This window comes from Pseudovibrio sp. SCP20, assembly GCF_057774105.1.
Map to the genome: position 1 here is coordinate 231904 of NZ_JBYMDH010000006.1, position 13772 is coordinate 245675.

Annotated in this window: 16 protein-coding genes; 14 read left to right on the top strand and 2 right to left on the bottom strand. The window is 54.3% G+C overall.

Going from position 1 to position 13772, the window contains the following annotated elements:
• Window positions 1–75 precede the first annotated feature (75 nt).
• From AC3CB2_RS21470 to AC3CB2_RS21480, 3 genes are all read left to right on the top strand, one after another.
• Window positions 76–1059: a TRAP transporter substrate-binding protein gene (locus AC3CB2_RS21470; RefSeq protein ID WP_352936285.1), complete on the top strand. Its 984-nt coding sequence runs from the start codon at window positions 76–78 to the stop codon at window positions 1057–1059.
• 146 nt (window positions 1060–1205) lie between these two features.
• The gene (locus tag AC3CB2_RS21475) at window positions 1206–1952 is read left to right on the top strand and encodes an FCD domain-containing protein (protein ID WP_075697986.1); all 747 of its coding nucleotides are present in this window, start codon (window positions 1206–1208) and stop codon (window positions 1950–1952) included.
• Window positions 1953–2149: 197 nt separating this feature from the next.
• The gene (locus AC3CB2_RS21480; RefSeq protein ID WP_352936287.1) at window positions 2150–3703 is read left to right on the top strand and encodes a CYTH and CHAD domain-containing protein; all 1554 of its coding nucleotides are present in this window, start codon (window positions 2150–2152) and stop codon (window positions 3701–3703) included.
• A 7-nt stretch (window positions 3704–3710) separates the two neighbouring features.
• Here AC3CB2_RS21480 and phnF read toward each other — a convergent pair whose 3' ends face one another.
• Window positions 3711–4451, bottom strand: coding sequence for a phosphonate metabolism transcriptional regulator PhnF (gene phnF, locus AC3CB2_RS21485; RefSeq protein WP_352936289.1), 741 nt, complete (start codon window positions 4449–4451; stop codon window positions 3711–3713).
• A gap of 188 nt (window positions 4452–4639) precedes the next feature.
• On the opposite strand from phnF, the gene phnG reads away from it, so the two are divergent.
• Genes phnG through phnN form a run of 10 tightly spaced genes read left to right on the top strand, consistent with a single transcriptional unit; the run spans window position 4640 to window position 12523 of the window.
• A complete protein-coding gene (phnG, locus tag AC3CB2_RS21490) occupies window positions 4640–5110 on the top strand; it encodes a phosphonate C-P lyase system protein PhnG (protein WP_352936291.1) in 471 nt (156 codons plus the stop codon).
• 1 nt (window position 5111) lies between these two features.
• A complete protein-coding gene (gene phnH / locus AC3CB2_RS21495) occupies window positions 5112–5744 on the top strand; it encodes a phosphonate C-P lyase system protein PhnH (RefSeq protein ID WP_352936293.1) in 633 nt (210 codons plus the stop codon).
• Between the two features lie 3 nt (window positions 5745–5747).
• On the top strand, window positions 5748–6863 hold the full coding sequence (locus tag AC3CB2_RS21500; protein WP_352936295.1) for a carbon-phosphorus lyase complex subunit: 1116 nt from the start codon (window positions 5748–5750) through the stop codon (window positions 6861–6863).
• Window positions 6860–7771, top strand: a complete 912-nt coding sequence (locus tag AC3CB2_RS21505) for an alpha-D-ribose 1-methylphosphonate 5-phosphate C-P-lyase PhnJ (RefSeq protein WP_352936297.1) — start codon at window positions 6860–6862, stop codon at window positions 7769–7771. Before AC3CB2_RS21500 ends, AC3CB2_RS21505 begins: the two co-directional genes overlap by 4 nt.
• Window positions 7771–8568, top strand: a complete 798-nt coding sequence (gene phnK / locus AC3CB2_RS21510) for a phosphonate C-P lyase system protein PhnK (protein ID WP_352936299.1) — start codon at window positions 7771–7773, stop codon at window positions 8566–8568. The genes AC3CB2_RS21505 and phnK overlap by 1 nt, the downstream gene beginning before the upstream one ends.
• Before the next feature lie 10 nt (window positions 8569–8578).
• Window positions 8579–9289, top strand: a complete 711-nt coding sequence (phnL, locus tag AC3CB2_RS21515; protein ID WP_352936301.1) for a phosphonate C-P lyase system protein PhnL — start codon at window positions 8579–8581, stop codon at window positions 9287–9289.
• A gap of 3 nt (window positions 9290–9292) precedes the next feature.
• Window positions 9293–9955 (top strand): DapH/DapD/GlmU-related protein, encoded by a 663-nt coding sequence (locus AC3CB2_RS21520; protein ID WP_352936302.1) that lies wholly within the window; start codon window positions 9293–9295, stop codon window positions 9953–9955.
• Between the two features lie 58 nt (window positions 9956–10013).
• A complete protein-coding gene (locus AC3CB2_RS21525; protein WP_352936304.1) occupies window positions 10014–10712 on the top strand; it encodes a DUF1045 domain-containing protein in 699 nt (232 codons plus the stop codon).
• Between the two features lie 41 nt (window positions 10713–10753).
• On the top strand, window positions 10754–11902 hold the full coding sequence (locus tag AC3CB2_RS21530) for an alpha-D-ribose 1-methylphosphonate 5-triphosphate diphosphatase (RefSeq protein ID WP_352936460.1): 1149 nt from the start codon (window positions 10754–10756) through the stop codon (window positions 11900–11902).
• A gap of 27 nt (window positions 11903–11929) precedes the next feature.
• A complete protein-coding gene (phnN, locus tag AC3CB2_RS21535) occupies window positions 11930–12523 on the top strand; it encodes a phosphonate metabolism protein/1,5-bisphosphokinase (PRPP-forming) PhnN (RefSeq protein WP_352936306.1) in 594 nt (197 codons plus the stop codon).
• On the opposite strand, the gene AC3CB2_RS21540 is transcribed toward phnN, so the two are convergent.
• Window positions 12513–13175, bottom strand: coding sequence for a TetR/AcrR family transcriptional regulator (locus AC3CB2_RS21540; RefSeq protein WP_352936308.1), 663 nt, complete (start codon window positions 13173–13175; stop codon window positions 12513–12515). The two genes, phnN and AC3CB2_RS21540, sit on opposite strands and share 11 nt — an antisense overlap.
• Before the next feature lie 130 nt (window positions 13176–13305).
• Between AC3CB2_RS21540 and AC3CB2_RS21545 the strand changes: the two genes are divergently transcribed.
• On the top strand, window positions 13306–13770 hold the full coding sequence (locus AC3CB2_RS21545) for a (2Fe-2S)-binding protein (RefSeq protein WP_083417395.1): 465 nt from the start codon (window positions 13306–13308) through the stop codon (window positions 13768–13770).
• The last annotated feature ends 2 nt before the right edge of the window (window positions 13771–13772 follow it).

Sequence of the window (13772 nt, forward strand, 5' to 3'; positions counted from 1 at the left end):
ATACATATCGCAGCCTCAGCATTCCTTAGTTTCATCTCACGAATACATTCGCTGCGATAATCAGGGGGGAAGCATATGTTTACGAGAAAGATTGCCAAAGCGACAGTTCTGTGCGCTGCTCTACTTGCAACAACTTCATTTGCCTACGCGAAGACATTGAAACTCAGCCACAATCAGGGGCCAGAGCATCCTCTGCACATTTCCATGCAGCATATGGCAGACAAAGTAGCGGAAGCCACCAACGGTTCACTCAAAATCCGCATCTACGGCAACGGTGCCTTGGGAACTCAAAGGGAATCCATGGAGTTAGTGCAGGAAGGCACCCTCGCCATGGCCAAAACCAACGCCAGCGAACTCGAAGCCTTTGAAGAGTCTTACTCCGCACTAAACCTGCCTTACATCTTCGTTGACGAGAACCACTATTTCGACGTTCTCAGCGGCCCAATCGGCGATGACATCCTTGCTGCATCCAAAGACAAAGGCTTCATCGGATTGACTTTTTACGTGGAAGGCGCCCGCTCCTTCTATGCCAACAAGGCCATCAACTCACCAGCCGATCTCAAAGGCATGAAAATCCGCGTTCAGCCATCTCCTTCCGCAATCCGCATGGTGGAACTGCTCGGCGGCAGCCCAACTCCAATTGCCTGGGGCGAACTCTACAGTGCACTCCAGCAGGGCGTGGTTGATGGTGCAGAGAATAACCCACTCGCGCTGACCACAGCACGCCACGGCGAAGTCTCCAAAGTCTACTCCGATGACGGGCACACCATGATCCCATCTATCGTGGTGATTTCAACAATCATCTGGAACACGCTAAGCGCTGACGAGCAAACAGCAATTCGTGACGCTGCCAAGTCTTCCATGCACTTCCATCGTGCCCAGTGGAATGACATGACCAAGAAGCACATTGAGCAGGCAAAATCTGAGCTGGGCGTGAAGTTCGTTGAGGTGGATAAAGCGCCATTCATTGAAGCTGTCTTGCCAATGCATGCAGAAGCAGCGGAAAAATCTGAAAGAGTTGGCTCCCTGATCACACGCATCAAAGCGTTGACCCAGTAAGCCCTCTACAAGAATGCGAAAGGCCAGAGTAACAACGCAGATCTCTGGCCTTTTGTCTCGCTTGCAAATCTGCTTTATTTAGTATCTTAAGCGTGCAGCAATCATTAAAAATACGCCAACCGCGCAGGCATGGGAGAACAAGCGAAATGGATGGTCAGCGCCGCCGCTATCAGGAAGTAGCTGAAGTCTTGCGCAAAGAACTGAGCAACGGAACGTTCAAGGTCGGTGATCGCCTGCGCCCGGAACGCCAGATTGCTGAAGAAATGAACGTCAGTCGCTCGCTCCTGCGCGAAGCTATGATCATGCTCGAGATTGAAGGCTTGATCGATGTGCGTAAAGGTTCAGGCACTTATGTCGTTCGCCTACCGGATACAGATCAGGTTACTCCCACTTCCAATCTGGAAGACATCGGCCCATTTGAACTGCTGCAGGCACGCCAGCTGATGGAAAGCAACATCGCTGCCTTCGCAGCATCCATGGTCACCAAGGCCGATATCCTGCGCATGCGCGATGCTCTGGAACGGGAACGCGAAGACCTTGCCAAAGGCTCCGGTGGCTACGAAGCAGACGAAGAATTCCACCTTCTGATCGCAGAAGCTACTCAGAACTCCGTTTTGGTCGACATGGTCAGAAACCTCTGGCAGCAGCGCACCCGCTCCAAAATGTGGGACAAACTGCACGAACGCATCTTCGACCACACCTATCGCGAAGAGTGGTTGAACGACCATCAGGACATTCTGGACGCCCTTCAGCGCCGCGATCCGCAGGCAGCAAAACAGGCGATGTGGCAACACCTTGAGAACGTCAAGAAGCGCCTCATGGAGCTGTCTGACGTGGATGATCCAGCCTTTGATGCCTACCTATTCCAGCAGGATCCACTGACACCCGCGTAACGCACCAACGGGCATTCATAGAGCACATTTCATAATACCGTTGCCAAATGGGGATTATATCTTTGATAAATTCCCATAGACGTTTTGCACCCTTTACACCGGGTTGCGTTCGCGAGATGTTTACTACGTAAAATCAACAAGAGTGGGATGGAACACGCTTCCACATCGCACGCTGTGCTTAAGGTGGTCCTGCGATCATGCACGAGATTGAGCTCAAACTTTCCGTCGATGAAGCAACACTGGCGCAGCTGATCAAAGCCAAGCCACCCAAAGGCTTTGCAGTCAGCGAACAGTCGACTAAAAAGCTCCGTTCAGTCTATTACGACACGCCAGACCACACGCTCAAAAAAGCACGCATCTCCCTCAGAACCCGCCACAACGGCACCAACTGGCTGCAAACCATCAAGCAAGGCGGCGGCATGCAGTCCGGGCTCTCCAAACGGATTGAGCTTGAGCTGCCCATTGGTGGGATCGAACCAGACTTTGATGCGATCACAGATGAGGAAGCTCGTCAGAAGCTCCTGTCTTTGCTGCAAGATAAAGATTGGGGCATCCTTTTTGAAACCGCCATCTCCCGCACGCTGACCTACTACACCGACAAAGCTGGTGCGAAGATCGAAGTCGCTTTCGACAGCGGCATTGCCAGAACGAAAACGGACGAGCATCCCATCCACGAAGTGGAACTGGAGCTCATGGAAGGTCCGGTCGAGAGCCTGTACAAACTGGCTGGGGCTCTTATGAAAGATCGACCAATTCTGTTTTCCAACAGCAACAAAGCAGGAATCGGTTACCGGCTAGCAAGTGGTCAACCACCTGAGCTCCCCTCAGAAGCGCAGCATTCCAATTACATCGAGCTGGAACCAGAGGAAAGCGCCGGGTCCGCCCTCCAGAAAATCCTTGGCGAATGTCTCAATCAGATCGTCGCCAACCGCTCCTGTGTTTTGCAGCAAAACATCTCTGAAGGCCCGCACCAACTGCGCGTTGGCCTCCGCCGTTTAAGAAGCGCCTTCAACATCTACAAGGCAGCCTTACCAAACAACGAAATCATCACTGACCTCGATGCCTCCGCAAAGCAACTGGCAACAACGGCAGGAAATCAAAGGGATATCGATGTGCTGGTGGAAGACATCATCACACCCGTCATTCCTTTATTACCAGACACCCACTCCGTCGAACCGCTCTTCGAAGCCATCAAACTGGCCCATGTGGAAGCGCAGGTTGAGTTGAGGCAAGACCTGATAAATCCGCAGCTGAACAGCTTCCTGCTACAGCTGGGGGAACTCTCTCACAGCCCGGCATGGAAAGAAAATCTGGGCCTGACAGACACCAGAAAACTCGACCTGTCGATTCAGACTTTCGCACAAAATGCCCTCTCCAAACGCTGGCGGGCCTGCGAAAAGCGGGCAGAGAACCTGCAGGATCTTACGATTGAGCAACGCCATGATCTGCGAAAAGCGCTCAAAAAAATGCGTTACACCGTTGAGTTCTTCCGCTCGCTCTACGAGCCAGAAGATTTACGCATTTTCCTTAAGTGCCTGAAGCGCCTGCAAAATACCTTCGGCTACCTGAATGATGTAGCCATGGCGGACCGTCTCGTCGCGATGAAGCTTCCGCAATCTTTACAAAACAACGAAGTCTCAACAGTCATCGGCTTCGTCGCTGGCTGGCATCAGGCCCGTGCTGACAACGCTTGGCTGGAAGCACAGGAACGCTGGAACGCCGCTGTAGAAGCTCCAAAATACTGGCTCTGATCTAGGCTCAGTCGTTCCTGACAGTCAGATGCATCCGGTCAGCCGCCACATAAGCCCGTCCGATTTGTATAGGCGCACCGCTCGCATTCACATTGATGGACTCCATCACAAGCACAGGCGATCCTTCGGAAATCTTCAGCAGCTCCGCATTGTGCACACTACAAAGAGCCGCAGTAATCCGCGTTTCTTTGCGCCGGTAATCACCGAAGCCATACTTCTCCATGATCTTCGTGATTGAGTTGGTCTCCCGCAAATCAGCAGGCAGGTTTGGGAAGCAAGCCACCTCAAACCAGCGCGTTCCTGCGATAACCGGCGTCCCATCGGCATAGCTCACAGACTCGCATTTAAACAGCGCGGTACCAAGGTCAACCTCCAGCAATTCAGCGGTGTAAGCATCTGCGCCCACCTCTGTTGTGCGGAAGATATCCCCATAAACCTCTTGCGCCTGACCCGACAAATTCTCCGAAAAACGCGTGCGCGGACCAATGGGATAAACCAACGGAGCCCGGGCAACAAAGGTTCCCCGCCCCTGATCTGAACGCAGAAAACCTTCTTCAATCAGCGTTGAAATTGCTCGGCGAACCGTATGTCGGTTCACCTCAAAACTTTGAGCAAGCTCTTGTTCTGTAGGAATTTTCTCACCTTCAGACACCTCAGCACGCGAAAGCTCAGTGCGCAGCACTTCTGCAATCTGCTTCCACATGGCAACACCGGCACGTCGCTCAATCGGAGAAAAATCAAATTTCATCGGATTCGTCATGTCTTCGTCATGAAACAACACTACTCAGTTGGCGAGCAAAATATTTGTCTATACAACTAGACAATATTTATTCTAGCTTAGCAACCAAATTCAGGCGTGCAGACCAACCTCCTGATCAAAGCGTCACCACACAATGCCAGAGAACCAGCGTGTTCCTGAAAGTCAAAGGGGCTGAAATGACGGCAAGTTCGCTCAAAGAGCATACACCCGAAATTGCAGCTAGGCAGAATGCCATGGGCATTCTGGCCAAGGCCTCAGCGCAAGATCTTGCTGAAGTCTGGAACAAACTCGGTCTGGAGCCGAGCTACACCATTATCCGTCCAGCAGAAATCGGATTGGTGATGGTCCGTGGCCGCGCAGGCGGCACCGGTGCTCCCTTCAACATGTGCGAAGCGACTGTCACCCGCTGCGTCATCGCCCTTGAAGACGGCACCACCGGTTTTGGTCAGGCCCTTGGCCGGGACAAGCAAAAGGTTCTGCAAGCCGCACTGGTCGATGCCCTCTGGCAACAGCCCGAAAACCGCGAGCTGATTGAAGCGAAAGTTCTTCAGCCACTGGCAAATGCTCAGGAGCAAGCTGAAAACGAAACACGCGCTGAAGTCGCCGCCACCAAAGTGGACTTCTTCACCATGGTACGGGGAGAATGACATGAGCACGCAAACCGCAACTTCAGTTTTCGCAAAAGCACCCGCTCCCGGCTTTGCAGATCCAGTCCACAACGCCCAGTCCATCTTCCGCTCCACCATGAACGCATTGGCACAGCCAGGCACAGTGCATCAGCTGGATGATCTGACACTCACGCCTCCAGCACCATTGTCCGTCGCAGCAACTGCACTGGTGCTGACGCTCTGCGATTACGATACGCCTTTATGGCTGGACCCTGCGCTTGCAGCAGGGGAGAGCGTCAAAAACTACATCCGCTTCCACACAGCAGCTCCCTTTGTTGAAAGCCCTGCAGATGCAGCATTCGCATTGGTTTCAAACACCAAACTCTTACCAGCTATCGCAAGCTTCTCAGCAGGAACTGCTGAGTATCCGGACCGCTCAACCACAATCATCCTGATGGTCGACAAACTGACCGAAGATACCGGTGTCACCCTCAAAGGCCCGGGTATCAAAACTGAGAAGCAGTTCAGCATCTCACCTGCGCCAGCAACTTTCTGGCAGCAGATGCAAGACAACAGCACACTTTATCCGCTCGGCATCGACGTCATCTTCGCCGGAGCCAATCAGGTCGCAGGCCTGCCACGCTCTACGAAAATCACCGGTTTGGAGGCTTAACCCATGTATGTTGCTGTGAAAGGTGGCGAAAAAGCTATCCGAAACGCCCACAAACTCATGGCTCGGGATCGCCGTGGTGATACCAGCATCCCATCCCTGAGCCTCAAGCAAATCTCCGAGCAGCTCTACCTCTCCGTCTCCCGCGTGATGGCAGAAGGCTCACTGTACGACGCAGAACTGGCAGCACTGGGCATCAAGCAATCTCGCGGCGATCTTATCGAAGCTGCCTTCCTGATGCGCGCCTACAGAACAACCTTGCCACGCTTCGGCTACTCCAAACCAATCGACACGGCAAAGATGCTCATCCGTCGTCGCATTTCTGCGACTTACAAGGATCTACCCGGCGGACAGCTGCTTGGCCCAACCTTCGACTACACCCAGCGCCTGCTCGATTTCAAACTAGCCGCAGATGGTGAAGCACCAGCACCAGAAACTCAGGAGTTCAAGAAGGAAGAGGTTGTTCCTCGTGTCACCGATCTTCTCAATGACGAAGGCCTCATTGAAGAAGACGAGCCACTCGCACCAGATGCACTGGTTGGCGACATCACCCGCGAACCGCTCACCTTCCCGGCTGATCGTGATCTGCGTCTGCAAAACCTTGCCCGCGGAGACGAAGGCTTCTTGCTGGCTCTTGGTTACTCCACCCAGCGCGGTTTCGGCAGAACTCACCCATTCGCAGGTGAAATCCGCCTGGGAGAAGTTGAAGTTGACTTCTTCATGGAAGAACTGGGCTTCGAGGTGCCACTAGGCACCATGACAGTCACCGAATGTCAGATGATCAACCAGTTCAAAGGCTCCGCTTCCGCGCCACCGCAGTTCACCCGTGGGTATGGTCTGGTTCCGGGTCAAGGTGAGCGCAAAGTCATGGCTATGGCTCTCGTAGACCGCTCTCTACGCGCTGAAGAACTAGGCGAAGAAATCGACTCTCCAACACAAGATCAGGAGTTCGTCCTCTCTCACTCAGACAACGTTCAGGCCACCGGCTTCGTTGAGCACCTCAAGCTGCCCCACTACGTGGACTTCCAGTCAGAGCTGGAGTTGATCCGCAAGGTTCGCAAGGAATGGCAGGAAAAGCGCGAAGCAGCTGAACAGGAACTCGTTGCGGAGGCAGCACAATGACCGAGCACGTTGAGACACAAGGCATCTCCGGCGAGCACTACAACTTCGCTTATCTGGATGAGCAAACCAAACGCATGATCCGCCGCGCAATCCTCAAAGGCATTGCGATCCCCGGTTATCAGGTCCCCTTCGCCGCCCGCGAAATGCCAATGCCATACGGCTGGGGCACCGGCGGCGTGCAGGTCACTGCGGCAGTCATCGGCAAAGACGATTGCCTGAAGATGATCGATCAGGGTTCCGATGACACCACCAACGCTGTCGCCCTGCGCAACTTCTTCGTTGAGACCACAGGCGTGGAGACGACCACCAAGACCAAAGACGCCAGCGTCATCCAGACGCGTCACCGTATTCCGGAAGACACGCTGACCAAGGATCAGGTGCTGGTCTATCAGGTCCCAATCCCGGAACCTCTCCGCTTCCTCGAGCCTCGAGAAACCGAAACTCGTAAGATGCATGCGCTGGAAGAATACGGCCTCATGCATGTGAAGCTCTATGAAGACATCGCCAAGTTCGGACACATAGCAACCGCTTACGCCTATCCGGTCATGGTGCAGGATCGCTATGTGATGGACCCATCTCCAACGCCGAAGTTCGACAACCCGAAGATGGACCAGATGGAAGCACTCCAGCTGTTTGGAGCTGGCCGCGAAAAGCGCATCTACGCCATCCCGCCACATACCAAGGTGGTGAGCCTCGACTTTGAAGATCATCCCTTTGAAGTCACCAAGTTCGAACAACCCTGCGCCATTTGTGGAGCAGAAGGCGTCTATCTGGATGAGGTCATTCTGGATGATGACGGCAACCGCATGTTCGTATGCTCTGACAGTGATTTCTGCGAGGACCGCCGCGAAGCAGGCCATGTTGGTCACCTGGGAACCAACCCGCTGGAAGCAGAAGGAAACGACTAATGTCTCTGCCTATTCAAAGCACTGAAGACCTTCCGCTGCTTCAGGTCAGCAACACAACAAAACTCTATGGCGGTCGCATTGGCTGCAAAGATGTCAGCTTCGACCTCTATCCGGGTGAGGTGCTTGCCATCGTAGGTGAGAGTGGCTCGGGCAAAACAACGCTGCTCAACTGCCTCGCAACGCGCCTCACCCCAACCTCTGGCTCGGTCAACTACCGCAACCGCATGGGCCAGATGCGCAATCTCTATGAGATGAGCGAAGCAGAACGCCGCATGCTCATGCGCACTGACTGGGGCTTCGTCCACCAACATCCGGCAGATGGCCTTCGCATGACGGTCTCAGCAGGGGCAAACGTCGGTGAACGCCTCATGGCGGTCGGTGCGCGCCACTACGGCAACATCCGTGACACCGCAACTGATTGGCTTGGCCGCGTTGAGATCGCAGAAGACCGCATCGATGATGACCCACGCGCCTTCTCCGGCGGCATGCGCCAGCGCCTTCAGATTGCGCGGAACCTTGTCACCGGCCCGCGCCTTGTGTTCATGGATGAACCAACTGGCGGTCTCGATGTTTCCGTGCAGGCTCGGCTGTTGGATCTTCTGCGCGGTCTTGTGACAGACCTCGGCCTCTCCGTGATCATCGTAACCCACGATCTGGCAGTAGCCCGCCTGCTCTCACACCGTATTCTGGTTATGCGCCACGGCCACGTGATCGAAAGCGGTCTGACAGATCAGGTGCTGGACGACCCGCAAGAGAGCTACACCCAGCTCCTCGTCTCCTCCATTCTGCAGCCTTAAGGACAAGACGATGTCAAACACACCCAAAACGAAAGTGCTCGTTTCAGACCTTGCCAAGTCCTTCAAGATGCACCTGCAAGGCGGCTTGGAAATCCCAGTCGTCTCTGGCGTCAACTTCTCGGTGTCTGCTGGAGAATGCGTTGTGCTGGGCGGACCATCTGGGTCCGGCAAAAGCTCAATCCTTAAGATGATCTACGCCAACTACCGCTGCCAGAAAGGCCAGATACTGATTACGGACGGCGATGAGATCGTGAACGTGGCTGACGCAACCCCGCGACGCATCATCCGCCTGCGCGAAACCACAATCGGATATGTCTCCCAGTTCCTGCGAGCTATCCCACGCGTGCCTGCCCTCACACTGGTCGCCGAACCTTTGATGGCACAAGGTGTTGCGGAAGAGGAAGCATTTGAACGGGCGGGCAAACTGCTTTCCCGCCTCAACGTGCCAGAACGCCTGTGGCAGCTGCCTCCGGCAACCTTCTCCGGCGGCGAACAGCAACGCGTCAACATCGCTCGTGGGTTCATCGCTCACTACCCAATCCTGCTTCTCGACGAACCAACAGCTTCCCTCGATGCAGCCAACAGAGCTGTAGTGGTGGAATTGGTGGAAGAGAAGAAGCAACAAGGTGTGGCAATGGTAGGCATCCTGCATGACCATGATGTGCGCGATGCCATTGCTGACCGGATCATCGACGTCACCTCGTTCGCCACAGCTGCTTAACGCATGCCTGCAACAGGTATGCAGAAAAGGGAACCCCGCTCCATGGTAAAGCCCCCCAAAATTGCGGAGACGGTCATTGAGTCAACCGTCACCCAAAGAGAGGCTCAGGTTGGCAAGCAATGCGAAGTGCTTGGCCCAACCTATCTGGAATATTGTGAGATCGGCGACTACTCCTACATTGGCCCAAATTCGACGGTTGCGGACACCACAATCGGAAAGTTCACGGCCAGTGCATCCAATGTTCGACTTGGTCCTCCCAATCACCCCATGGAGCGGGTTTCCCAACATCGCTTCACCTACACACCAGAGTACTACCGGGAAGATAAAGAGCGGGACCACAAGTTCTTTGCTGACCGAAGAGCTGCTCGCGTCACCATCGGCAATGATGTTTGGATCGGGCACGGCGTAACAGTACTGCCCGGAGTAACAGTCGGGGACGGAGCAATCCTCGCAGCTGGTGCTGTGGTGGCAAAGGACGTTGAGCCCTACACAATCGTAGGCGGCGTCCCAGCCAAACCAATCAGAAGGCGGTTCTCGCAGGAAGCGGCAGACCGTCTCATCAAACTCAAATGGTGGAACTGGCACGAAGACGATATCTTCGAGCGGCTCCCGCTGTTTCAATCAATGACTGTGGAAAGGTTTCTGGATCACTTCGAACCGGCCTGACGTGTCATAGGACTGACACTGTTTGCCCGGTAACTCGAAGCCCAAGGATATTCTGGATATGCGTTACTCAATCTATTTCACCCATCCGCAGTCAGCTAAGCTTACAGAACTGGGCAGTCAATGGCTCGGGCGATCAGCGTTCTCAAACGATAGCCTTGAGCAACCTCAGCTCGATGCACTTAATGGAGAGCGCTTGCATTCAATCACTGAGGACGCACGTCGCTACGGCTTTCATGCCACCATGAAGCCACCCTTTCGTCTGGCAACCAGGAAGTCCTTGGAGGATGTAAAAACAGCGTTTTCCGCTTTTGCCAGCCAAACACCGGCCTTCACTATCGAAGGATTGGCACCCAACTTTCTGGGCCAGTTTCTGGCACTGACACCAACCCAGCCCTCAGAGCAACTCAATGGGCTGGCAGCACAATGCATCAAGGAGTTCGATCACCTGCGCGCACCATTAAGCGACAAGGATATCGAACGTCGCCGCAAGGCCAACCTGACACCACAGCAGGATGCCTATATGCTGGAATGGGGCTACCCCTATATTTTCGAGCATTTTCATTTTCACATGACCCTGTCAAAACGGCTTGAAGACGAGACGGAGCGCAATGCTCTCAAAGCTGCCGCAGAAGACCACTTCAAGCCTGTCATTCATCAGCCAATCTCCATTTCGCACCTCGCCCTCTGTGTTGAAACAGAGGCCGGAGCGCCATTTCAAGTCATTGAAATCAGACCATTGGAAGGACAATCAGCATGAGCGATGTATTAGTCGGCGAAGCGCCACACCAGACATCAACAATGGTCGAGCCACACACACCAATGACCTTCACCAACGCAAAACTGATCCTGCCTGATCAGGTGGTGGAAGGCACATTGGCGATTGATAAAGGCAAAATCAGCGATTTAAGCAGTGGCAACGTTTCCCATGCGTTGGATTGTGAAGGCGACTACCTCATCCCCGGCCTTGTTGAGCTGCATACTGATCACCTTGAAAACCACTACAAACCACGCCCGGGCGTCACTTGGAATGCGGTGTCCGCAGTACAAGCCCACGACGCCCAGATCGCTTGCTCCGGCATCACAACCGTGTTCGATGCTCTGCGCGTTGGCATGGAAGATGATGCAGACCTGACTGCAAAAGACATGCGCGCCATGGCGGATGCTATCGAGATTGGCCAGCAGGAAGGCCGCCTGCGCGCAGACCATTACATCCACCTGCGCTGCGAAGTCTCTGCAGACAACTGCGTGGAAGGCTTCGACCTGTTCAACAACGACCCACGCGTGCGCCTCGCTTCCCTGATGGACCACACACCAGGACAACGCCAGTTCACCTCACTGGAACAGTTCGAGCTCTACTACAAAACCAAGAAAGGTTTCTCAGAAGAGCGGCTGCAGGAGTTCATGCAGCAAATGAAAGCGCGTGCCGAACGCAACTCCGACAAGAACCGCCATGCAATCGCAGAACGGGCAAAAGCCGCAGGCATAATGCTGGCAAGCCACGACGATGCTACCCTCGCCCACGTGGAAGAAGCTGTTCAGTTCGGCATCAACGTGGCTGAGTTCCCAACAACGCTGGAAGCAGCCAAAGCTTCCCACGAAGCTGGTATGGCCGTACTTATGGGCGCGCCAAACGTCGTGCGTGGCAAATCCCACTCCGGCAACATCTCCGCTCGCGAGCTGGCCGAAGCTGGTTATCTGGATGTTCTGTCTTCAGACTACGTCCCAGTCTCCCTCCTGCAAGCATCCTTCCTACTCGCTCAGCAAATCGAAAGCATCTCGCTGCCAGATGCTCTCCAGAAAGTCACAAAGATCCCGGCGGAAGCTGTTGGTCTTGCTGATCGCGGAGCGCTTGAAGTTGGCCGTCGCGCTGATCTGGTGCAGGTGCGCATGGTCGGTGACGTGCCAATCGTGCGCGGTGTCTGGCGCGAAGGCTACCGCGTCGCTTAACGCAGGCAATCAGGAGATGGATCTGTCGTGACAGTTCTGGACAAAACCAGCAAGCAAGCAGGCAAACTTGGTCCCGGCGCTCTGGTGATGGTCGTCGGCCCAAGTGGCGCAGGCAAAGACACGCTCATCTATGGCTATAAGGATCGATGTGAAGGCAATGCCAACATCATGTTCGCCCGCCGCCTCATCACTCGCCCGGCAGATGCAGGCTCAGAGCCACATGAAGCTGTCTGCAATGAGGAGATGTCACAGCTCATTGATCAGGGCCGCATCGCCTTATCCTGGCCCGCCCATGGATTAACCTACGCGCTACCTGAATGCGTTGATCACCACATAACCAAAGGCGGCATTGCCATCGCAAACGGATCTCGCAAAGCGCTGGCGGAAGCAGTCGAGAAGTATGAGAAACTGCTGGTCGTGCACATCACTGCACCGATCCACGTGCTGGCCCAGCGCTTATCAATGAGAGGCCGCGAAACCGCAGAAGACATTGAGCAACGCTTAAGACGTGCAGACTTGTCTCTACCGGAGTTACCGCATCTGGTGGAAATTCAAAACACCAACGATCCTCAAGTCGGCATCGACCGGTTGGAACAAGCGATCACAGCATTCATGCGCTGAGCTTTTTGGATGCTTCCAGACCAAGCAGGTGAGCGGTGATCATACCAAACAACGCCGGCGCAAACTCATACTTAAGCGGTGCAAACTCCGGCTCTTCGTAGAGTGTAACCAGAGCCGGCGGAGGATTGGTCACAGGCCACAGCCCGGCAACAAACACATGAATGCTGAAGAACACAGCCATTGCTTCCTCAGCATTCAGCCATGGCAGACCTTCTTGCAAAACAGACGTTGCCCGACTGGCTTCAGCCAGCAAAGCCCGCTTGAAGTTGCGAATGCAATCAATGGAGATGTTCTTTTCCATTGTCGGCGCAATTTCGCTCATCAGCTCACACAAACGCTGACGGGATGCAAACATCTCTGAAAGAAGCTGCGCCATATCGGCCGGCGCCATCTCACCAGAAACCTTCGTTTCCATATCTTCGATCAGCTCCACGAAATCGCGCAGCAGCAATTCCACCAGAATGGCTTCCCGCGTTTCGAAGTACCGATAGATGTTGGACTTCACAATACCCGCACGGCTGGCAATCGCCTGCAGGGTCAGTCCATCTACACCGTCCTGCTCAAGAACACAGGTCGCGGCACGAATAAGATCATTATGGCGCTGCGCCTTTGCTTCGGCGGATCTGGCGCGCTGAAAACTCTGGTTGGTCATAAAGTGGTGATATGTCCCCTTCCAATGCATGTCAATTAATCTTGGCAATGTGCATTGACAAACTTCCGTTAGATCATAAGTTAAGAGAACGAAAGTCTCCTAACTTTAAATTTACGGGATCGCCAAACAAATGTACCCGAAAATTCCTCTGACCGTGAATGGTCAAAAACAAGAGATTGAAGCCGATCCGGAAATGCCACTCCTGTGGGCGCTTCGGGACATCATGGACATCAAAGGTCCTAAGTTCGGATGCGGTGTCGCCGCCTGTGGAGCTTGCACAGTTCTCATTGACGGAGAAGCTGTTCGTTCCTGTTCCCAGCCAGTAGGCGAAGTGGAAGGTGAAATCACCACCATCGAAGGCATCTCTCAGGGAGATGAGCTCCACGCCGTTCAACAGGCCTGGATGAAACACTCCGTGCCACAATGCGGCTACTGCCAGTCCGGTCAGATCATGGCTGCGGTTGCTCTGCTGGAAGAGAACCCAGACCCATCTGATGAAGACATCAGCGATGCCATGACCAACCTGTGTCGCTGTGGCACCTATCCAAAAATCAAAGCTGCGATCAAAGACGCAGCTCAAACGCTGGGAGCTTGAAG